18 protein-coding genes are annotated in these 20,739 nt (G+C 63.0%); 9 read left to right on the plus strand and 9 right to left on the minus strand.

The features are described 5' to 3' along the window. The first annotated feature begins 29 nt into the window (after nt 1-29). From O5O53_RS00620 to O5O53_RS00635, 4 genes are all read left to right on the plus strand, one after another. The gene (locus O5O53_RS00620) at nt 30-1,277 is read left to right on the plus strand and encodes an ATP-binding protein (RefSeq protein WP_269508093.1); all 1,248 of its coding nucleotides are present in this window, start codon (nt 30-32) and stop codon (nt 1,275-1,277) included. 94 nt (nt 1,278-1,371) lie between these two features. Then, entirely contained in the window at nt 1,372-2,886 is a 1,515-nt protein-coding gene (locus O5O53_RS00625; RefSeq protein WP_269508096.1) for an acyl-CoA carboxylase subunit beta, read from the plus strand. Nucleotides 2,887-2,905: 19 nt separating this feature from the next. Then, the gene (locus O5O53_RS00630; RefSeq protein WP_063938569.1) at nt 2,906-3,091 is read left to right on the plus strand and encodes an acyl-CoA carboxylase subunit epsilon; all 186 of its coding nucleotides are present in this window, start codon (nt 2,906-2,908) and stop codon (nt 3,089-3,091) included. Then, a complete protein-coding gene (locus tag O5O53_RS00635; protein WP_269508099.1) occupies nt 3,091-3,681 on the plus strand; it encodes a Maf family protein in 591 nt (196 codons plus the stop codon). Before O5O53_RS00630 ends, O5O53_RS00635 begins: the two co-directional genes overlap by 1 nt. 129 nt (nt 3,682-3,810) lie before the next feature. Here O5O53_RS00635 and O5O53_RS00640 read toward each other — a convergent pair whose 3' ends face one another. From O5O53_RS00640 to O5O53_RS00650, 3 genes are read right to left on the minus strand one after another with little or no spacing between them, the layout of a single operon-like run. Next, a complete protein-coding gene (locus tag O5O53_RS00640) occupies nt 3,811-4,332 on the minus strand; it encodes an ankyrin repeat domain-containing protein (protein ID WP_269508102.1) in 522 nt (173 codons plus the stop codon). A 16-nt stretch (nt 4,333-4,348) separates the two neighbouring features. After that, nucleotides 4,349-4,876, minus strand: a complete 528-nt coding sequence (locus O5O53_RS00645; RefSeq protein WP_269508105.1) for a hypothetical protein — start codon at nt 4,874-4,876, stop codon at nt 4,349-4,351. A gap of 9 nt (nt 4,877-4,885) precedes the next feature. Beyond that, nucleotides 4,886-5,407 (minus strand): ankyrin repeat domain-containing protein, encoded by a 522-nt coding sequence (locus O5O53_RS00650; protein ID WP_269508108.1) that lies wholly within the window; start codon nt 5,405-5,407, stop codon nt 4,886-4,888. A gap of 107 nt (nt 5,408-5,514) precedes the next feature. On the opposite strand from O5O53_RS00650, the gene O5O53_RS00655 reads away from it, so the two are divergent. Continuing rightward, entirely contained in the window at nt 5,515-5,913 is a 399-nt protein-coding gene (locus O5O53_RS00655) for a DUF3151 domain-containing protein (protein WP_181889924.1), read from the plus strand. A 6-nt stretch (nt 5,914-5,919) separates the two neighbouring features. Then, a complete protein-coding gene (locus tag O5O53_RS00660) occupies nt 5,920-6,678 on the plus strand; it encodes a hypothetical protein (protein ID WP_269508110.1) in 759 nt (252 codons plus the stop codon). A gap of 179 nt (nt 6,679-6,857) precedes the next feature. Here the strand turns inward: O5O53_RS00660 and O5O53_RS00665 are convergent, their stop codons facing one another. Beyond that, nucleotides 6,858-7,919: a Cj0069 family protein gene (locus O5O53_RS00665; RefSeq protein ID WP_269508112.1), complete on the minus strand. Its 1,062-nt coding sequence runs from the start codon at nt 7,917-7,919 to the stop codon at nt 6,858-6,860. 285 nt (nt 7,920-8,204) lie between these two features. On the opposite strand from O5O53_RS00665, the gene O5O53_RS00670 reads away from it, so the two are divergent. Both O5O53_RS00670 and O5O53_RS00675 read left to right on the plus strand, forming a co-directional pair. Then, nucleotides 8,205-9,089 (plus strand): sulfurtransferase, encoded by an 885-nt coding sequence (locus tag O5O53_RS00670; protein WP_269508115.1) that lies wholly within the window; start codon nt 8,205-8,207, stop codon nt 9,087-9,089. A gap of 93 nt (nt 9,090-9,182) precedes the next feature. Further along, the gene (locus O5O53_RS00675) at nt 9,183-10,961 is read left to right on the plus strand and encodes an acetyl-CoA carboxylase biotin carboxylase subunit (protein WP_269508118.1); all 1,779 of its coding nucleotides are present in this window, start codon (nt 9,183-9,185) and stop codon (nt 10,959-10,961) included. An 8-nt stretch (nt 10,962-10,969) separates the two neighbouring features. On the opposite strand, the gene O5O53_RS00680 is transcribed toward O5O53_RS00675, so the two are convergent. Beyond that, on the minus strand, nt 10,970-11,881 hold the full coding sequence (locus O5O53_RS00680) for a chymotrypsin family serine protease (protein WP_269508120.1): 912 nt from the start codon (nt 11,879-11,881) through the stop codon (nt 10,970-10,972). A 23-nt stretch (nt 11,882-11,904) separates the two neighbouring features. Here O5O53_RS00680 and O5O53_RS00685 point away from each other — a divergent pair, with 23 nt between their 5' ends. Next, a complete protein-coding gene (locus tag O5O53_RS00685) occupies nt 11,905-12,408 on the plus strand; it encodes a GNAT family N-acetyltransferase (RefSeq protein WP_181889919.1) in 504 nt (167 codons plus the stop codon). Nucleotides 12,409-12,501: 93 nt separating this feature from the next. Here the strand turns inward: O5O53_RS00685 and O5O53_RS00690 are convergent, their stop codons facing one another. The 4 genes from O5O53_RS00690 to O5O53_RS00705 all read right to left on the minus strand — a co-directional run bounded on the left by O5O53_RS00690 (nt 12,502) and on the right by O5O53_RS00705 (nt 20,634). After that, entirely contained in the window at nt 12,502-15,930 is a 3,429-nt protein-coding gene (locus tag O5O53_RS00690) for a pyruvate carboxylase (protein WP_269508123.1), read from the minus strand. Between the two features lie 578 nt (nt 15,931-16,508). Further along, nucleotides 16,509-17,723 (minus strand): DNA adenine methylase, encoded by a 1,215-nt coding sequence (locus O5O53_RS00695; RefSeq protein WP_269508125.1) that lies wholly within the window; start codon nt 17,721-17,723, stop codon nt 16,509-16,511. Further along, nucleotides 17,708-19,051, minus strand: a complete 1,344-nt coding sequence (locus tag O5O53_RS00700) for a hypothetical protein (RefSeq protein WP_269508128.1) — start codon at nt 19,049-19,051, stop codon at nt 17,708-17,710. The genes O5O53_RS00695 and O5O53_RS00700 overlap by 16 nt, the downstream gene beginning before the upstream one ends. Further along, the gene (locus O5O53_RS00705) at nt 19,048-20,634 is read right to left on the minus strand and encodes a DGQHR domain-containing protein (protein ID WP_269508130.1); all 1,587 of its coding nucleotides are present in this window, start codon (nt 20,632-20,634) and stop codon (nt 19,048-19,050) included. Before O5O53_RS00705 ends, O5O53_RS00700 begins: the two co-directional genes overlap by 4 nt. Nucleotides 20,635-20,739: the final 105 nt, after the last annotated feature.

Here is a 20,739-nt window from a genome sequence, read left to right on the forward strand (position 1 = left end):
GGGCACTTTCGTGCAGTACAATGCCCAATATGGCCTACCTCCGACGCACCCTCGACGACGAGCTCGACCTTCTCATGCCCCATCTGTCCGCAATCGCCATTGACGGGCCGAAAGGTGTCGGGAAAACCGACACGGCCAAACGCCGCGCCAACACCACTTGGTTCCTTGATGATCCGGATATGCGCAGCATTGCGGAGGCCGATTTTTCGCTCTCCTCAGCGCCGGACGGCACGTTGCTCATCGACGAGTGGCAGCATCTCCCCCAGGTTTGGGATGCAGTTCGCCGCCAAGTGGACCTAGGAACTGCCCCCGGGCGTTTTCTGCTCACCGGCTCGGCCACTCCCGTCGACGCGAAGGGTTCCCATTCGGGCGCCGGGCGGATCTACTCGTTAAGAATGCGCCCGATGGCCGTCCATGAACGCGGCGTTTCCGACCCCACGTGCAGCTTCGCCAGGATCTTGGGCGGAGACAACGATGTGTCGGGACACTCGGATTTCGAGGTCGGCGATTACGCCAAGCTCATCACCGGCAGTGGTTTTCCCGCTATCGCCGCGGCTGATCCCACGGTCCAAACGCTGATGCTCGACTCGTACATCGAGCGCATCATCGACCGCGACATCCCCGATGCAGGCTACGAAGTACGCCGGCCCGAAAGCCTCCGGAGCTGGCTGCGCGCCTATGCCGCGGCCACTTCCACGACCACCGCCTACTCGAGGCTGCTCGACGCCACAACGGGCGGCCAGGTGGAGCAGCCGAATCAGAAAACTACGCTCGCATACCGCGAGCACCTAGCGAAGAATTGGCTGCTCGATCCAGTCCCTGGGTGGGTTCCGGAGCATAACGAGTTCAAGCGGCTGCAGCAGGGCCCCAAACACCACCTCGCCGACCCCGCTCTCGCGGCACGACTGCTCGGCATCGGCCCATCCAGCCTCCTCAGCAACCGCGCGGCCCACATGTTTGGGCCACTCTTCGAATCCCTGACTGCGCTCACACTCCGTGTGCTGGCCCAAGCAGCCAGAGCGCGGGTGTACCACCTCCGATCAAACGCCGGAGAACGGGAAGTCGACTTCATCATCGAAGGACCGGAACGAGAAGTCGTCGGTGTTGAGGTCAAACTCAAGCCGCGGGTTGAGGACGCCGATGTCCGGCACCTTCTGTGGCTGCGCGAGCGCATCCCGGACCGGGTAACCAACCTGATGGTGGTAACCACAGGTAAACAGGCATACGTCCGACCCGACGGAATCATCGTCATGCCGCTCGCCCTCCTCGGCGCGTAGGCGCCGCTCTACTGCCCGTCGGTGGAGGGTGAAACGCGGGCGGCGGAGCCGTCGATAAGCATGGCGGCACATAAGGAATCTAGACTGAGGCGTTATGAGTTCATCCAAACCCGACATGACCACCACCGCGGGCCGCATCGAGGATCTGCGCAACCGCCTGGATGAGGCGCAGGCCCCGGTCGGTCAGGACGCGATCGACGCAGTGCACGCAGCCGGAGCCGCGACCGCCCGCGAGCGCGTGCTGAAGCTTGTGGACGAGGGCACGTTCGTGGAAACCGACGCGCTGGCGAAGCACCGCGTCGAGGCGTACAAGATGGACAAGTCCAAGCCCTCCACCGACGGCGTGGTCACAGGCTACGGGCTTATCGACGGCCGAAGGGTATGCCTGTTCTCCCAAGACCCCACCGTCTTCGACGGGCAGATCGGCGAGGTCTACGCCGAGAAGATGCTGAAGATCTACCACCTGGCCACCAAGACAGGCGTGCCGCTGATCGGCATCTACGACTCCACCGGCCCGCGCTGGAAGGAAGGCATCGTCACTGCGCACATGCAGGCGCAGATCCTGCGCGCCGCCACCCGCGCGTCCGGGCTGATCCCGCAGATCGCGGTCGTGGCCGGCGACGCGGCGGCGTTGACCGCGGCGAGCGTGCCGCTGGCAGACATCACCATCATGGCCGAGGGCGCGGCGATGCACGTGACCACCGCCGACATCGTGAGCAAGGTGACCGAGACCGAAACCACCAGCGACCAGCTCGGCGGCAGCGCCGTCCACGCCGCGGGGACCGGCCTGGCGCAGCTGACCGCCGCCACCGATGTGGAGGCCGTGGAGCTGGCGCGCGCGGTGGTGGGCTACCTGCCGCTGAACAACAAGGCCGCCTCCCCGCTGGGCGCTGAGGCTGCCGGTTCCGGTGCTGGCCTGGACACCTTCATCCCTGATGACGACAACCAGCCCTACGACGTCGCCGACGTGATCAACGCCGTCACCGACGGGGACTTCTTCGAGCTTTCCGCAGGCTACGCGGGCTCTGTGGTCACCGGGTTTGCGCATGTTGGCGGGCGTGCCGTTGGTGTCGTCGCCACGCAGCCGAGCGTGTTGGCCGGCTGCCTGACCCGCGACGCCGCCCGCAAGGCCGCGCGCTTCATCCGCACCTGCGACGCGTTCAACCTGCCGATCGTGCAGTTCGTGGACTCGCCGGGCTTCCTGCCGGCCGTCGAGGAGGAGCGCGCAGGCTCCTCTGCCGCCGCGGCTGCTCTCGCCTACGCGTTCGCCGAGGCCCAGGTGGGCACGATCACCGTGGTCACCCGCAAGGCGTTCGGCCCCTCCTATGCACTGCTGGGCTCCAAGGGTTTGGGCGCGGACCTAGTGTTCGCGTGGCCGACCGCCCAGATCGCGCTTGCAGACGCCCCCACCGCCGCCGAAGCCATCGGCACCGACGCCGAGCAGTACGCCGAGGAGAACCTCAACCCGTACGTGGCCACCGAGCGCGGCCTAGTCGACGCGGTGATCGAGCCGTCCGCCACCCGCGCCCGCGTGCTGGAGGGCCTGCGCCTGCTGGAGCGCAAGGTGGCCTACCCGGCGCAGAAGAAGCACGGCAACATCCCGCTCTAACCACGAAAAGGAGGCTGACGTGGACATTCAGGTACTCAAGGGCAACCCCACCGAGGCAGAGCTCGCCGCGCTGTCGCAGGTGCTTGAGCAGCTGCAGCGCGAGCGCAAGCTGGCCGGGGTGCAGCCGGACGCGAACGGCTGGGGCGCATCGCACCCCGCCGCCGCGTTCAACCCGCACGCCTTCGCCTCTGCGGCGTACTTCTAATGCGGCTGGTGTTGGCGTCGCAGTCGCCGTCGCGGCGCATGCTGCTCGAGCAAGGCGGGGTTACCCCGGTGCTGCGTCCGGCGCACATCGACGAGGACGCAGTGATCGCATCGCTTCACGGCGTCGATGCGGCCACCACCGTTTCCACGCTCGCCCGCGCCAAAGCTGAGACGGCAATCGCCGAATTCCCCGACGACGTGGTGGTCGGCTGCGACTCCATGCTGCTGCTCGACGGCGAGCTTCTGGGCAAACCCCACACCGTTGAAGCGACCATCGAGCGCTGGAAGGCGCAGCGCGGCAAAGAAGCACAGCTGCTCACCGGGCACGCCGTGTGGTTCGGTGGCGAGTGGGTGGTGGACACCGTCGCCACCACCATTCGCTTCGGCGACGTCTCCGACGCCGACATCGAGGCCTACGCCCGCTCCGGCCAACCGTTGGAGTGCGCGGGCGCGTTCACGCTGGAGGCGCTGGGCAGCTGGTTCATCGACGCCATCGAAGGCGACCCCACCAGCGTCATCGGCCTATCCATGCCACTGCTGCGCCGCTGCCTCTACCGCTTCGGGCTGGACGCCTCCGACTTCTGGGAGTGAGGGGCTGGCCGAGATCCGGGCGGTTTTGTACGAATCGACATTTTTTCGGAATCTGCCCTGCAAAACCCCAGGTCAGATTTTAGCGTTGTTGATTCGTACAAATTTGCGACGAACTCCCCGCACGCGCCCCTAGAATCCGCGGGCTGTGAGGAACTCGTCGAGGACCTTGAGCCCCTCCGGCTGGTGGTCCACGCACATGCGCAGCCACTCGCCGATCTTGTTCTTAGGGTTGCGGACATTCGACGGCTCGTCCAAGTCCACATCCTTGCCGAACAGCGCTTCATAGATTGGGCGGCGCTGCTCGTCGCTCTCCGCTCCGATCTTTACCGCGAGCTTGATCGGTGTGTCTCCGTGGCTTTCGCGGTAGTTCACATCGGCGCCGGCGGCGACGAGCCGCTGCACGAGAGCCGCGTCGCCGCTGCCGAGATCGTCATGGCTGAGCAGCAGCGTCAGCGTGTTCTGCCCGTAATCCACCACCGTCGCATCGGCGCCGCAGTCCAGCATGTCGTTGCTGATCTTTTCGCGAGCCTCCGGGTCGCGGTTGATCAGTCCGGCGCACAGCATCTCTGTGGCGTCGTTCGCTTCCGGGTCGTAGACCTCCAGAAACTCCTCGTAGGTACCGTTTTGGGCGACATACAGCGGGCTTGCCATGGTTTTCTCTCCCTCGCTAATGACCTTTTGCTTTCAAGAACTCGTCGAGGACATAGAGCTTTTCCGGACGGTCGTCGGCGTTCATGCGCAGCCACTCACCGATGCTCATGACTGGCTCGTGTGCGTTGGACGGAAGATCCAGATCCAGCTCTTCTGCTCCAAACAGGGCCTGATAGAGCGGTCGACGCTGCTCGTCGTCGTCCACACGGATCTCGATCGCCAGCTGCAGGACCAAGGATCCCCGGCGTTCGCGGTAGTTCACGTCGGCGCCGCCGTCGACAAGCCTCTGCGCAAGCGCTGCATCACCGGACCCCAGATGACGGTGCCTGCCCAGCAGGACAGTCAGTGCGTTCTGCCCGTATTCGACTCGCGACGCATCCGCGCCCCGGTCCAACATGTCGTTGCAGATCGCGGCGCGGGTTTCCGGATCCTTGTTGGTAAGGCCGTTAAGCAACATGTCCGTCGGGTCGTTCACCTCTGGGTCGAACACCTCGAGAAACTCCTCGTAGGTGCCCTTCTTCGCCGTGTACGTCGGGCTTGCCACAATCGCCTCCTAATAGCCTCTGGCCTTGAGAAACTCGTCCAGGACATCGAGTTTGCCGGGGCGCCCGTCCACGTTCATGCGCAGCCACTTCCCGATCGAGTTCTTTCGGGTGCGCAGGTTCGTCGGCTCGTTCAAATCCACGTCCGCGGCGAACAGTGCCTCGCACAGGGGGCGGCGCTGTTCGTCGTCGTCAACGCGGATTCGAATAGCAAGCATCATGGGTACGTCGCCACCGCTTTCGCGATAGTCCACGTCGGCGCCGCCGTCGATAAGCCGCTGCGCCAGTGCAGGGTCGCCGTTAGCGAGCCGGTCGTGGCTCAGCAGCAGCGTCAGCGTGTTCTGCCCGTAATCCACCACCGTGGCATCCGCGCCGCGGTCCAGCATGTCGTTGCTGATCTTTTCGCGAGCCTCCGGGTCGCGGTTGATCAGTCCGGCGCACAGCATCTCCGTGGCATCGTGCGCTTCCGGGTCGTAGACCTCCAGAAACTCCTCGTAGGTTCCGTTTTGGGCGACATACAGCGGGCTAGCCATTGGTGCTCCTCGGTGTGGGACGCAGGTCACATCGGGTTACGCGCCCCACAATATGCGCGAATGCCTGGCCCGTCACGGTCTCCCAGGAAACTAGTAGCCTGGCGGCCATGGAAATCAACGACATGCTCGCCCCGAAGCCCATCGAGCTGCCCGCCGACCCAGCCGCGGGCAAGGATTTGCTTGCAGACGACACCGCGCTCGCCCACCCCGACTCCCCCGCCGTCTGGGCCGCCCGCGCGGAACGCGAACTGAGTGACGGCGACAAGCTCATCGCCTACGCGTACGCCCGCACCGGCTACCACCGTTCCCTGGACCGCCTGCGCGCCAACGGTTGGAAGGGCTGGGGCCCGGTCCCCGCCTCCCACGAGCCGAACCAGGGCGTGTTGAAGGCCATTGCGATGTTGGCAGTAACCTCACAGGCTATCGGTGACCAGGCAGAATACGACCGTTGCCACCAGATGCTTTCCGACGCCGACCCGCAAAGCGTCGAAAAGCTTTTACCCTAACGAGGTATGACGCAAATCAACCAAGCGACCAAGCTACTCATTGCAGTTCCGACGGCGCTCGCGATTGCGTCGTGCAGCGCCACGGAGGACACAACAGCTGACACAGCTGCGGGAACCGGCGGGAAGGCGCCCACTGTCACCGCGTCCATCGGCGGTGCCGGGGCGGACACGGCCGCTCAAGGTGCAGACCTCCCCGAAACGGTGACTCAAGAAAAGACCGTCACCGAAGCGGCCGCGCAGCCACCGGCCGGCGAGGCCGCTGCCCCGCCAGCCCCCGCCCCCGCCCCGGAGGGCGACAACTGTGCCAGCCTGCCCACCGATCCGCGCCAGCAGTACGCCACCGGCACAGCCCCGGGCCGCATGCCGGCGGCTGACAGCCAGTCGGACATGAACTACTGGATCGAGAACATCGAGAACCACTACGATCCGTGCGCGCCGATCAGCTGGATCACGTTCCGCGGCTCACTCGGCGACGGGGATCGCCCGGCAGGCACCGGCGCCTCCATCAGCGACGGCCTCGCGCTCTACATCAACGGCCAGCCCGCAGGCGACATGCGGCTATTCACAGAGGTTGAGAGCATCGAATTGCTTAACGACGGCCAGCTCCGCCTCTCCTGGGGTGAACGCGGAGAAGCCACCGCGGCAGGTATTACCGACCACTACACCGTGGACCTCACGGCACAAGGCGACGCTGTGCAGCCCGTCGCTGGCGACGTCGAGCAGTTCAACCGGTTCTGGAACCAGTCCGGTTACTTGCTCAACTAATCGCCGGATCGTCTAGCACCGCAGCGAATGTTGCTAGACGATCCCGCACCCGACAATCTATTTCCCCAGCTGATGTTGGAGATGGGTGCCAATAAGAAACGGATCGTCTAGCAGGCCATTGTGTCTGCTAGACGATCCGTTGCGAACGGGCGGAGTGCTCGTCGAGAAGCGAAACGCTCTTAGGCGTGCTTCTCCTCGACGCGCTTGATGGCCTCCTCGGCCACCTTCTCCTGGATGCCCATGTCCAGCTCGGAGGTGAAGCCGACGCAGGAGCAGTTGATCTCGCCGAGGACGTAGGTGTCCTCGCCGGTCTCGTCGTCGTCGGCGAGCATGAAGTCCGCGGTCCAGATCAGCGGGATGTTGTCGCCGCCGAGGTTCTCAGCGATGACCGGGCGGGCCTCGGCGAACATGTCGACGAGCTCCTGCCACTCCTCCGGCTTCTGGTAGGTGTACTTCGCGCCGGAGAACAGGGTTGCGGAGAACGCGTCGCCGCCCTCGGCCGGCTTCTTGTGCACGACGAAGACCGGGTGCGGGCCGACGAGCAGGATGCGGATTTCGCCCTCGACGATGCGCGGCATGAAGCGCATGTCCACGAGCATGCCGTTGTCGCCGACGATGTACTGGTCGCAGAAGTCCATGAACTCGCCCAGCTCGCGGTCTTCGGTGTGGTTGTCCACGGCCTCGGTGCACTTGAGCTTGGTGTCCAGCGGCAGGGCGGTGCCTGGCTCGACGGACTCGGCCAGGGACTCGTCGGCAAGGCGCACGCGCCAGATGCCGGAGCCGGTGGAGCCGCGGTTCTGCTTGAGCACGCGCTCGCCGTAGGACAGGGACGTCGGGAAGGTGTTGTGGAACTCCTCCACGTCGTAGTACGCGGCGGTGTCCTCCGGCACGAGGTCGGTCTTGTTCAGCTTGACCAGGGCGTCCTTGGCACCGTAGGAGATCATTTCCTGCGGGGTGGACATGCCCACCAGGCCGGCCTCGGACAGGCGGGTGAGCAGGTCGAAGTAGCCCTTCTCGCCGCCCGGGATGTTGCCCGGGTTCACGCGGGAGATGTAGGCGTCGAAGTTTTCGGAGACGTAGGTGAACAGGTCGTCCGCCCACTCCGGGCGGAAGTAGACGACCTCGGAGTGCCAGCCCTTTTCCTTGATGGCGTTCACGATGGGCATGGTGTCCTTGCGGTGGCCGTCGAAGGACTTGTCGGAGCCGCCTTCGACCTCGAAGACAACAATCGCCTTGTGCACGGTTGGTCCCTTTCATGGTTCATGCCCCGCTTCACGCTCACGCAGGAGCCGTCGGGGCAGGTCAGATTGCTAGAACAAACTGGCCGCGACCTGTATGTTCCTGACTTGACTTTAACCCGCGGCAGTGAGTTCCACCGGGCGAGCGATTTGATAGTGTGCAAGTTCACACCACCGTGTTTTCTGGCCGAACGCGTCAAGCGCGCTGCATTCGTTTCTGTATCGTTGACGGTGGTTTTGCACACTGGTGTTGCACACCGCACACGAGCGAGAAGAAAGGTTGCCGCCATGGGCATCGAGCTCGACGACACCCCGCAGTTCCAGCAGTACGCGCACCCGGAGAAGTTCGTTTCCGCGGCGTGGCTGTCCGCCCGCCTGGGCGTGCCGGGTTTGAAGGTCGTGGAAAGCGATGAGGACGCGTTCCTCTACGACATCGGCCACATCCCCGGTGCGGTGCGCATTGACTGGAAGCGGGATTTGAACGACCCGCTGGTGCGCGACTTCATCGACGGCGAGGCGTTTGCGGAGCTGATGCGCTCGCGCGGCATCAACCGCGACGACACTGTGGTGGTCTACGGCGACTCGTCCAACTGGTGGGCGGCCTACACCGCGTGGGTGTTCGAGCTGTTCGGCCACCCGGACGTGCGGCTTCTCGACGGCGGCCGCGACGCGTGGATGGGCGAAGAGCGCGACACTTCCTTTGTGGTGCCGGACTACCCGCGATCGGACTACCCGGTGGTTCAGCGCCAGGATGCGCCCTTCCGCGCGTTTGCTTCGGAGTTGCTGGAGCGCACGCCCGCGCAGCTTATCGACGCCCGGCCGGCCCCGTTCTACCTGGGCGAAGACCCGAATCCGGGGCCTTCCTCCGCGCCGTCGCTGCGCCAGGGCCACATCCCCGGCGCGGTGAATGTGCCGTGGGGCCGCTCGGTGTTCCCCAACGCGCGCTTCCGCTCGTTGGAGGACATTCAGGCGATCTACGCCGACTTCGACAAGGACGCCGAGACGGTGGTGTACTGCCAGCTCGGCGAGAGCTCCTCGCACACGTGGTACGTGCTCAAGCACATCTTGGGCTTTACCAACGTCGCTCTCTACGACGGCTCCTGGGCCGAGTGGGGCAACATGGTGCGCATGCCTGTGGCCAAGGGCGACGCGCCCGAAAACGAAGCAGATTAAGCACGCCGGCGCGGTGGCGCTGTAACATGGTTCGACGTTTGTCCGACGTTTCTAACGGTGTGTTTTTCCGATTGTTAAGGACGGGATTGCTTCGTGCCTACCACTGCAGCGACTACTGACCTGCCGAACAGCGTGACCAAGGTGCTGGTGGCCAACCGCGGCGAGATCGCCGTGCGCGTCATCCGCGCGTGTGTGGACGAGGGCATCGCGTCTGTCGCCGTGTACGCCGAGCCGGACGCGGACGCGCCGTTCGTCCAACTCGCCGACGAGGCCTTCGCCCTCGGCGGGGAGACCGCGGCCGAGAGCTACCTGGACATGGACAAGGTCATCGCCGCGGCGGAGAAGTCCGGCGCGGACGCGATCCACCCGGGCTACGGCTTCCTGTCGGAGAACGCGGAGTTCGCGCAGAAGGTCATCGACGCAGGCCTGACCTGGATCGGCCCCTCCCCCGAGGCCATTGCCGCGCTTGGCGACAAGGTCACCGCCCGCCACATCGCCGAGGCCGCGCAGGCCCCGATGGCGCCGGGCACGAAGAACCCGGTTGCCGGCGCCGACGAGGTAGTCGCCTTCGCTGAAGAACACGGCCTGCCCGTGGCAATCAAGGCGGCGTTCGGCGGCGGCGGCCGCGGCATGAAGGTGGCCTACACGCTCGAGGAGGTCCCGGAGCTGTACGAGTCCGCCACCCGCGAGGCCACTGCCGCGTTCGGTCGCGGCGAGTGCTTCGTGGAGCGCTACCTGGATAAGGCCCGCCACGTGGAAGCGCAGGTGCTGGCGGACCAGCACGGCAACGTGGTGGTCGTCGGCACGCGCGACTGCTCCCTGCAGCGCCGTTTTCAAAAGCTTGTGGAGGAGGCCCCGGCGCCGTTCCTCACCGACGAGCAGCGCGAACGCATCCACGCCTCCGCTAAAGCCATCTGCCGCGAGGCCGGCTACTTCGGCACGGGCACCGTGGAGTACCTCGTGGGCTCCGACGGCCTGATCTCCTTCCTGGAGGTCAACACCCGCCTGCAGGTGGAGCACCCCGTCACCGAGGCCACCACCGGCATCGACCTGGTGCGCGAGCAGTTCCGCATCGCCCGCGGGGAGCAGTTGCTTTTCGACGCCGACCCGGTCCCCCACGGCCACGCCATCGAGTTCCGCATCAACGGCGAGGACGCGTCGGCGAACTTCATGCCAGCACCGGGCACCATCACCGCCTACGCCGAGCCGGCCGGCCCGGGCGTGCGCGTGGATTCCGGCGTGCGCGCAGGATCCGTGGTGGGCGGCCAGTTCGACTCGATGCTGGCCAAGCTGATCGTCACCGGTGCCACCCGCCAGGAGGCGATCGAGCGCGCCCGTCGCGCCCTCGGCGAGTACGTCGTGGCCGGCTTCCCCACCGTGATCCCGTTCCACCAGGCCATCCTGGACAACCCAGCGTTTGTCGGCGACGAGGACGGCTTCGGCGTCTACACCCGCTGGATCGAGGAGGAGTGGGACGGCGAGCTTCCCACCACCCCGGCAACCGACGAGGACGCGGATACCGAGGCGCCTTCTCGCCGCACCTTCGCGGTGGAGATCGACGGCCGCCGCATCGAGGTCGCCCTGCCCGAGGAACTCGTCGCGGCAGGCCCCGCCAAGCGCAAGCCGAAGAAGCGCCGGGCGGGCAAGGCAGCCGTCTCCGGCGACGCCGTCGCCTCCCCCATGCAGGCCAGCGTGATCAAGGTCAACGTGGAGGAAGGCGAGGAGGTCGCCGAGGGCGACGTGCTGGTCGTGCTGGAAGCGATGAAGATGGAAAACCCGGTCAAGGCCCACAAGGCGGGCGCCGTGACCGGCCTGGCCGTCGAGGTTGGCGGCCAGGTGAACAAGGGCGCCGTATTAATGGAGCTGAAGTAGCCCTTCCGCTAGGAACCCCAACCCTGCATGATCCGCAGCGCGGGCTCGCGGTACTGCGGTGGCAGCGCACCGACGATTTGCGGCAGCGCGAACAGCACCCCGGCGAGGGCGACTAGCACGATCGCGGTGATCCCCACCGCGCTCATATCCGAGCTGCCGCCGTTACTGACCCGCTCCGGCTTGCCGCCCGGCACCGCGGTTTCGTGCACCACCGGCGTTGAGATGCGCTTCGCCTGCGCCAGCAGCTCCAGTTCTTCTTCTGGGCTAACCTGCGGGCCGTTGTCCGGCACGGAGCTGCGGTTGAGCCGGCCTTCCTCCCCCTTGCTGCCCACCGCCAGGCTCACGCCGGTGTAGACGGACAAAAAGCCCTTGCCCTCCACCCACACCGGGCCTCCGGAATCGCCGGGTTTGCCGGACGGGCCGTCCCAGTAGAGGTTGTTGCCGATGGCGCCTGCGAAGCTGCCGCACGTCGTCTTCTTGCTGGTGCCGCCGTACACGCACACCGGGTCGCCAGAGCGCATCAGCGACGGCGCCACCACCGCGTCCCCGGATATGGCGTTCTTGCCCAGCTTCACGCCGTCTGCCCAGCGGATCACACCCCAGTCGTTGGCGGTGCCCTCGTCCGCGTTCATCGCCGACGACGGGTGGAACGTGCCGGAGGCGCGGAACCCCTCCCCCATTACCAGGGCGCGGTCGCCCTCTTCGCCGCAGTGCCCGGCGGTGTAGCTGACGTTTTGGCCTCGGTCGTTAAACGCGATGGTGCAGCGCCCTTTGCCCACCACGTCCACCAAATCGCCCTGGTTGACCACGGGGGTGGCGGCGGGTGGAGCGTCGTTCACCACGGGCGCTGCCACGGCGAATCCGGGGGTTGCGGCGAGGGCCAGGGCGGTGGACGTCGATAGGCAAATGCGTCGAAGCATGGGGAAAGATTAACGTGGAGCGCATGGATTACACACCTGAGTTCCAACTGCGCGAGGCCACCGAGTCCGACCGCACCTACCTGCGGCGGCTGAATTACCTCGCCGACGTCTTCGGCAACGAGGCCGGCGATGTCGGCCACAGCGAGCGCGAAGGCGCCGAAACTTATGTGGGCCAGTGGGACCCGGAGCGCGAAAGCGGCATCGTCGCATTCGATCAATTCCACGTACCTGCAGGTGGCGTGTGGTTGCGGTACTGGCAGTCGCCTGACGACGGGCACGCGAACCTCGCCCCCGACATCCCCGAAATCGCCATCGCGGTAGAAAACCGCTACGCAGGCAACCGTCTCGCGGTGAGGCTGCTGCAGGCGGCGGTAGAGCTGGCGAAGCGCCAGGGCGCGCCGAAGGTGGCGCTGTGGGTGGACCCGGACAACGACCGGGCGCGCCACCGCTACGAGAAGTTCGGGTTCAAGAATGTCGAGGGCGAGGACAACGTCATGGTCGTGGACGTGGAGGATTTCACCGCGTAGGCCCGTGTCGCCGGTGCTCGAGCGCGCCTCGGCACAACAAAGCAAACACCGCGCGGCCGTTCAACGGTCCGCGCGGTGCTTACTGCTGCCCCGTTAGGCGATGACCACCACGAGGTCGCCGCCTTCCACCTTGGTCGGCTGGGTGAACGCGACGCGCTCGATCTTGCCGTCCTTGGTGGCGGAGATCGCGGCCTCCATCTTCATGGCCTCGATGGTTGCCACCGGGTCGCCGGCCTTGACCTCGTCGCCCTCCTTGACGGTGACGGTCACGGCACCGGCGAACGGCGCTGCCACATGCCCCGGGTTGGATGAGTCGGCCTTCTCCACCTCGGCGACGGAGGACTCGGCGGACTCATCGCGCACCGTGATCGGTCGGACCTGGCCGTTGACGGTGAGGATGACCTGGCGCATACCCTTCTCATCCGGCTCGCCCACGGCCTCGAGGCTGACCACCAGCGGCGGGCGGTTCTCGTCGATCTCGCCGTACCAGATCATGGTCTCCTCGCCCTCTTCAAGGCCGTAGAAGAACGCCTTGTCGCCGAGCTGGTCGGTGATGCCGTAGGTGCGCAAGTGCTCCTGGTACTCGGCGTACTGCTTCGGGAAGAGCAACTTGTCCAGGGCGGCGCGGCGGGTGTCGTGGTCCTCCGACTGGAGGTCGGCGGCGAGCTCCTCCGGCACCTTCACGGTGTGGTCGACCTCGCTGCGGTTTTCCAGCGCCTTGTCGCGCAGCAGCGGCCAGCCGCCCGGAGGCGTGCCCAGCTCACCCTGCAGGAAGCCGATGACGGATTCCGGGATGTCGTACTTGCGCGGGTTTTCGGCGAACTCCTGCGGGCTGACACCCTGGCCCACCAGCTGCAGCGCTAGGTCGCCGACGACCTTGGAGGACGGGGTGACCTTGGTCGGGCGGCCGAGGATTTCGTTCACGCCGGCGTAGTAGTCCTCGATGAGCTCGAAGCGGTCCTCCAGACCCAGCGCCTTGGCCTGCGTGCGCAGGTTGGACAGCTGGCCGCCCGGGATCTCGTGCTTGTACACGCGGCCGGTCGGGCCCGGGATGCCGGACTCGAACGGGGCGTAGACCTGGCGCACGGCCTCCCAGTAGGGCTCCATGTCGAAGACGGCCTGCAGGTCGATGCCAGTGTCGCGCTCCGTCTCCGCAAAGGCGGCGACGAGGGCGGACATGGACGGCTGCGAGGTGGTGCCCGCCAGCGGCGCGGACGCCACGTCGACCACGTCGGCGCCGGCGTTGGCGGCCGCCAGGTAGGTGGCCAGCTGGCCGCCCGCGGTGTCGTGGGTGTGCACGTGCACCGGCAGGTCAAAGCGCTCGCGCAGCGCGGTGACCAGCTTGGCGGCGGCTGCCGGGCGCATCAGGCCCGCCATGTCCTTGATGGCCAGGACGTGGGCGCCGGCGTCGACGATCTCCTCGGCCAGCTTGAGGTAGTAGTCCAGCGTGTACAGGTCTTCCGCCGGGTCCATCAGGTTGCCGGAGTAGGCCATGGCCACTTCGGCGACGGTGGTGTTGGTCTCCAGCACCGCGTCGATGGCCGGGCGCATCTGCGAGACGTCGTTGAGCGCGTCGAAGATGCGGAAGATGTCGATGCCGGAGGTGGCGGCCTCGCGCACGAACGCCTTGGTCACGGAGTCCGGGTACGGGGTGTAGCCCACGGTGTTGCGGCCGCGCAGCAGCATCTGGATGTTCACGTTCGGCATCGCCTCGCGCAGCTCGTCCAGGCGCATCCAGGGCGACTCGTGGAGGAAGCGCATGCCCACGTCGTAGGTCGCGCCACCCCAGGCCTCCACGGAGGTCAGCTCCGGGGTGAGGTGGCCGACGTGCTTCGCCGCCGCGACCAGGGTGTTGGTGCGGATGCGGGTGGCCAAAAGCGACTGGTGCGCGTCGCGGAAGGTGGTCTCAGTGACGCCCAGCGCGGTCTGGTTGCGCAGCTTCTCCGCCCACTTTGCCGGGCCGAGCTCGAGCAGCTCGTCGCGGGAGCCGCGCGGCAGGTCGCCGTAGTTGGCCTCCGGCAGCTTCTTGGACGGGCGGATGTTGGTCGGGCGCGGACCGTTCGGCTGGTTCACCGTCACGGACGCGAGGTAGTTGAGGATCTTGCCGGCGTCGTCGGCAGCTGCCGGCGCTTCCAGCAGGTTCGGGTGGTCCGCGATGAAACCGGTGTTGATGCGCTCGTGGCGGAACTCCGGCTCGCTCAACAGGGCGCGCAGGAAGCCGATGTTGGTGGACAGGCCGTTGATGGTGAACTCGTTCAAGGCGCGCAGCGCGCGGTCCACGGCGACCTGGAAGTTGCGGCCGCGGCAGGTCATCTTCACCAGCAGCGAGTCGAAGTTCGGGGTGATGGTGGTGCCGACGGCCACGTTGCCGTCGAGACGCACGCCCGCGCCGCCCGGCGACTGGTAGCCGGTGACCACGCCGGAGTCCGGCCTAAAGCCGTTGGCGGGGTCCTCGGTGGTGATGCGGCACTGCAGGGCGGCGCCGTTGACCTCGATGAGGTCCTGGGTGAGGTGGAGCTGCTCCAGTTTCGCGCCGGCGGCGATGTACATCTGGTTTTTCACGATGTCGATGCCGGTGACTTCCTCGGTCACGGTGTGCTCGACCTGCACGCGCGGGTTCATCTCGATGAACACATGGTTGCCGGACTCGTCCACGAGGAACTCGACGGTGCCGGCGCCCTCGTAGTTGATCTCCTTACAGAAGTTCACCGCGTCCTGGCAGATGCGCTGGCGCTGCTCCTCGGTGATGTGCTGCGCCGGAGCAATCTCCACGACCTTCTGGTGGCGGCGCTGCACGGAGCAGTCGCGCTCAAACAGGTGCACGACGTTGCCGTGGGAGTCCGCCATGATCTGCACCTCGATGTGCTGCGGGCGGATCACGGCGCGCTCGAGGTAGACGTTCGGGTCGCCGAACGCGGCCTCCGCTTCGCGGGAGGCTTCAGCAGCAAGCTTCTCGACGTCCTCCGGTCGCTCAATAAAGCGCATACCGCGACCGCCGCCGCCTGCGACTGCCTTGACGAAGACGGGGAACTCGAAGTCCTTGGCGTACTCCGCCAGCTGCTTCGGGTCGTCGGACGGCTCAGAGTCCTTCAGCACCGGCAGGCCGGCGCGCTCCGCAGCCTGGACGGCGGCGGACTTGTCGCCCGTCAGATCCAGCGTTTCCGGGGAGGGACCGATGAACTTAATGCCGTTGTCGCGGCAGGCGCGCGCCAGGTCGGCGCGCTCGGAGAGGAACCCGTAGCCTGGGTAAATCGCGTCCGCGCCGGTTTCCTTCGCGGCGCGGATGATCTCGTCGATGTCCAGGTAGGACTTCACCGGCTGGCCCGGCTCGCCAATCTGGACGGCCTCGTCCGCGAACGGGCGGTGGAAAGAGTTGCGGTCCTCGCGGGGGTACACGGCGACGGTCTTCGCGCCGGTCTCGAATGCTGCACGGAAGGCACGCACGGCGATTTCGCCGCGGTTGGCCACCAGGATCTTGCTAAAGCTGGGTAGGTCGTGCAGAGGAAGATTGTCCGGGTTCATCGGGCTCCTTTCGCAAAGGGGTTTGCGGTCATAAGGTTACGGGCAGTTTAATACAGATCACATCTTTTCCGGGCCGCTTCGGGGGAAAGCGCGGGGGTACACAACGCGGGCCACCGTTCACGGTGGCGCGCGTTTTGGGGGATTAAAGTGCGCTCTAGCGCTCGATCCAAGTCCCCGCCGAAGTACTGACGCTTTAACTTTTCTTTCCATGCGGCACGGCAATGTATTCCGTGATCAAATCCGCCTTCTCAGCAGTACGAAACTTCAACATGATTGTGAACTCCTTGACTCAGATGACTCACAACCAGGTTGGCAAATAGCGTTCGGTGGACTCTTGCCCTTTTGTTTTTGCACTGGGGGACGCGGGGCTGCGGGCCGCCGATTTCGCTCCTCATACGCCAGCTCCCACGACTAATGTAAGCGTCTCACACCACCTACAGAGAGCTTAGAGTAGAAGGGCAGAGAACTTGAACGAAGATTTAAGTTACGCGACCGCAAATTGCCCCTTCTTAACAGCGATGGTCGACACTAATTCAGGTGGCTACAAACCTTTGAACGCTGGTCTCACCCGTAAAAGTTCATACTCGGCCCGATTCTGGCATCTGAGGCAACAAATCAAGCGCATTGGATCCTCCACGGGCAGATGAAGAAGGGGCTGAGATCACCGACTGATTTATTTTTGGCCTGAGCACTATGACTGATTCTGTCAATTTGCGGCGGCTCCCGCGGAGCCCGAGCGTATTCGACCCCCCGAGAGTGCTGTGTACCGAATCCAGATACTGAACCTCTACAAACCAGGCATCGCTTGCCATTTTCGCGATCTCAGTGCCACTCAAACCGTTGCTTGCCTCTGCTTCTGGGAAAGTGATAATGACGTCGCATCCACGATCCCTGAGGTTCTTCAACAAGTCACTCATCGCAGAGCGTGCTTTGGATCTCATGCTGAATTCAGACGCTGGGCGCTCCTTAAGCGACGGTGCACGACCCTTTCCCTCTATTTTCGGCCATCCTCCACGGGCGATGCCCTCCAGGACGTGATAGAAACGGCTATACTGCACAGCTGAGTAGGGAGGATCTATAAATACGAGATCGGAATCGTTTAGCGTTGTAGCGAGCGACTCAGCGCTTCTGACAACTGATTGGCCTCTCTGTTTCGCATAAACCGGAGATATCCTGGAAATCGCTGAATATACAGTTGTTGCAATGTCTTTACTCCATGAGCTTTTGATGTGCCGTAGCAGACTGGACGTCGGCTGAAAGGGTTGAGCAGTGTGCCCCGGCGCTGCGGCACAGGCGCTAGCAGCATCTAAGAGGGCAGCCATGGCAACAGTGCGTTCTGGTTCTTCAGCTGGAAGCGAATCATGTAGCCGGTCTAGTGTTCGCGCCTGGGATAGCGAATAGTAGTGTCCGCCATAATCGCGACAAATAAACCCATTTCCCTCCGACGCCGCGTCCTGGCGCATCTGCCATACAGCGTCGGGGGTTAGGTTCGAAACTTGTGACAACCTCTCCTTTTCCAGCTCAGGCAGTATCCATTCGTGAAGAATTGCATTACCCACGAGGGAGGCTGTTCTTTCGATAACGGACGCAGAGAAAACTCGAGCATACTCTTGGAGGTCGGCACTCAGGACGGGTATATCTGCATTCTCCGCTACAAAGTTTCCAACTGCTCCCGAACCAGAAAAAAGATCAACAAACCGCCCCGCCTTTGCAACGTTGGCAAGAGTTATTGAACCAAGTTCACCCTCGAGAAGGGAAGCCTTGCTGCCCATGTATTTCACGAATAACTCCAAGTCACAATGCGTTCTGTCTGCCCTAACGCTCCAATGTAAATCTCGAGGTCCGTGTACAACCGTTTTAAGTTCGCCGCCTGGGATTCTTCCAGAGAATCCAGGGCATCCCCTATATCTTCATAAAGATCGACGGATCTTTCGGGCAACGGTTTGCGTTCGATCAGCCCGCGCGCCAAAGCGAAATCGTCTAACCACGATCGGAGGACACTGGAGGAAAGCCCCGCGTCAAATAAGATTTCTCGACCGAGGCCGGTGGCAAATCGCGCAAGAATTGTAGCCCGAGACATCATGGGGCGAATAAATTGGCTTGGATTAATTTCTCCGCGGGTGTCATTGAAAGCTACCCCCACTAATTCTTTGAACTCATCGCTGCTGGGGCCTCCGAGTAGAGCCCGTTGCAAGGCCGTACCTTCCTTCCCTGCTGGAGTAAGGGAGAGAATCCAATTCTTCCAGTCTTCGCCCTCGTTAGCGTTCACCTGAGTCGTTTGCCCCACCTCGCTCGGCTCGAAACCTTCTTCCGAGGTTGCTCGGTACTGTCGTTTGAGCACGGTCGCTAGGATCGCTTGATCCAAACGAGAAAAGTTGCCACTCGCGATCGGTTCGACCTGCTCCCATAGATCGGCGACGATTTGTTTGATCAAATCAGGATCCAAAGACGTATGCAAGAGTGAAGATGGCTCATAGCTGGCCACATTTCGCCGCCCTTTATCGAGTTTGAAAGAATCGAAATCCAACGCAACGTCTCTGAGCATCTCGCCTACGGCCACAGATTTCCCGGCAGGAATCCTCTCTAGCCACACGTAGAGCGGACTGCTATCTGGCAGCACCATTTCAGAAACTTTGTCGACAGCCCTCTGCCCTTCAAACCATGCGTCCAAAATTTTCCATGCCGCGACATGGGTGGAATTATTGCTAACCTCAAGGAAGCCATCGTCTTTAGTGCAAATATAGCTCCGTCCTCTGCCAATAAATATGCCCTCCGATGCAAGGATGCTCTTCGCAGCTCTCAGTTCGGAGTAGTAAGTCAGATGTACCGCTGCATTCGCATCCCCTTTTAACAGGGAATCAACCGCGCGCCCGAGGTAGCTCCACGCGTCGAACGAGTGCACGAAAATCGAAGACGCAATAAATTCTTTCGCCTCATCAACGGCCGTATTCCCGTTGAGAAGGTCTGTATCCAGACTGTCCGCGCCTTGGGGAAAATACCTGTTGTCTTCGGCGCACCAAGCTGTAGTCTCATCGAATTCCTTCTCCCGCATAATCCTTACAAGCTCGTCATGCGCCTCTCGCAGCTGATCTTGGTTGACGTTCGCGACTGTGTTACTCACGGGCGCCTGTTTCCCTTGATTTTGCAGGCAGCCGACGAAACCATACCGCCCGCGGTTTCAGCAAGATGATCCACGAGCTGATCGCGCAACTCCTTATACCCACCGCTCCCTCGAAACGCTGCTTTTTGGCGACGCAGGTCTGGGTCCAGATTTGGAAACTTACTCGTGCGCCAATCAAAAGAGGACAAACTCGTCGCGATTTCAGCCAGGAGCTTATGGATGGTCTCGGGAATTTCGATTGCGGAATCTGCCAGATTTTCTGGCGTAATGTCCGGCAAATTGCCCCTGCCCCTCCAGTCGGCGAGTCTGAGCTCGTCAGCGCAGACATAACAAACATCATTAACTACGTGTTGAAAACCGCGCACCCCCTGGTCGGTCGAAAGGAGAAGTAGCTCATTTTCGAAAAGAGGAACGTCATTTACCAATTCCAAGCTCTCATCCCGCGAGCCCGACATAACGAGCGGCTCAGCACGTTCGCTAAGTAGCGCGGGATCCCCCAGCTGCCTTGTCTCCTCGGCCCACGTTGATTTTGAGGTGTTCACAGCTTTTGCGAGAAGCTTCCATGCGGTGATCAAAAATGCTGCCTGTTGGAGCCTCGACCATTCCAAACCGTCATTCCGATTAGGTGTCCCACCGAAGATGCCACCGATGCTTTGGTTTCCTTTCGGTTCCCAAGGTTTCACCATACTAGCTGTCAGGCTCCGAATGAATGAAGCCTGGGTCACGGGGCCGTGTTCTTTCCGCCGGCCGCCGAGCATATTGATCCGCCGAAACCAGGGGCTTTCGGGAGTCGACCACAGGGCTTCAGTCAGTTCTTGCGCTCTTGTCTCCCTGTAAACCACGAGACGGTCGCCTCGCTCAAGCCACTCCTGCTCTCTAAGCAGAGGGTATAGGTCGAAGGCGAGGGACGGGTTTATCTTTTTGGGCTTGATATTAATCGTCCAGAACAAGTACGCCTGCCAAGATACGTCCAGTCCATGGAACGCGACAACCGGCAGTTCAAAGCCAGAGTCTTCCAAACTCTCGTCGAACGCAAATAGACGATGCTGGCCGTCGATCACTTCGATGGGCGGAATCTCGAAGTCAATATCGTTCGGCAAGACCAACTTCGCAAACCCTGTTTGAGCGTCCGACTGAACTTCGATCGCTTTCGAACCGTCCAGTAACTTGGAATTTCTCTGATCCCCTGGCTTTAAGATATTTACGACAATCGCTGTAGGTAGCCACCCGGGTTTTTGCAAATTCTCATCTGCGTTCTGGTTGCGTTGGGCAGCTGTGAGCGTCGATGCCGGAAAACCCTCACGAATATATCGCCTAATTTCCTCGCTTCGGGTTGGCTCATGCCGGCGCTGAATTCCTAAATCATCTTTTCTGGCTTCTCCCGTGCTAGTGTCACGCCGATAAATAGCTGAAAGTTTCCTAAGGTCTTTAGCCGCGATCGAGAAGAGGTAGAAATGTTCCTCTGGTCGGGACTGGCCTTCTCGCGGGTCGAAATTAACTTTGCCCCAATCATCTAGCCACTGTTTCACTCGCAATGCCGGAATCGTAGACTTACTAAATTTCATAATCACATCGATCTCCATTAAATTGGCTAACCAGTAAAAGATATTGGTGAGCAGCTATGGTCGCGCCCCTCAAACTCATCAAACCTTACACGTCATCAGTTGCCCATCTCAGCGAAAAGTTCG

Origin of the sequence: Corynebacterium faecium, assembly GCF_027257105.1 — a bacterium.
Lineage (GTDB): Bacteria > Actinomycetota > Actinomycetes > Mycobacteriales > Mycobacteriaceae > Corynebacterium > Corynebacterium lehmanniae.

Coding starts and splice junctions, on each gene's coding strand:
- O5O53_RS00620 (WP_269508093.1), top strand. CDS start 30: ATGGCCTACCTCCGACGCACCCTCGACGACGAGCTCGACCTTCTCATG.
- O5O53_RS00625 (WP_269508096.1), top strand. CDS start 1,372: ATGAGTTCATCCAAACCCGACATGACCACCACCGCGGGCCGCATCGAG.
- O5O53_RS00635 (WP_269508099.1), top strand. CDS start 3,091: ATGCGGCTGGTGTTGGCGTCGCAGTCGCCGTCGCGGCGCATGCTGCTC.
- O5O53_RS00640 (WP_269508102.1), bottom strand. CDS start 4,332: ATGGCAAGCCCGCTGTATGTCGCCCAAAACGGTACCTACGAGGAGTTT.
- O5O53_RS00650 (WP_269508108.1), bottom strand. CDS start 5,407: ATGGCTAGCCCGCTGTATGTCGCCCAAAACGGAACCTACGAGGAGTTT.
- O5O53_RS00655 (WP_181889924.1), top strand. CDS start 5,515: ATGGAAATCAACGACATGCTCGCCCCGAAGCCCATCGAGCTGCCCGCC.
- O5O53_RS00660 (WP_269508110.1), top strand. CDS start 5,920: ATGACGCAAATCAACCAAGCGACCAAGCTACTCATTGCAGTTCCGACG.
- O5O53_RS00670 (WP_269508115.1), top strand. CDS start 8,205: ATGGGCATCGAGCTCGACGACACCCCGCAGTTCCAGCAGTACGCGCAC.
- O5O53_RS00680 (WP_269508120.1), bottom strand. CDS start 11,881: ATGCTTCGACGCATTTGCCTATCGACGTCCACCGCCCTGGCCCTCGCC.
- O5O53_RS00685 (WP_181889919.1), top strand. CDS start 11,905: ATGGATTACACACCTGAGTTCCAACTGCGCGAGGCCACCGAGTCCGAC.
- O5O53_RS00690 (WP_269508123.1), bottom strand. CDS start 15,930: ATGAACCCGGACAATCTTCCTCTGCACGACCTACCCAGCTTTAGCAAG.
- O5O53_RS00705 (WP_269508130.1), bottom strand. CDS start 20,634: ATGGAGATCGATGTGATTATGAAATTTAGTAAGTCTACGATTCCGGCA.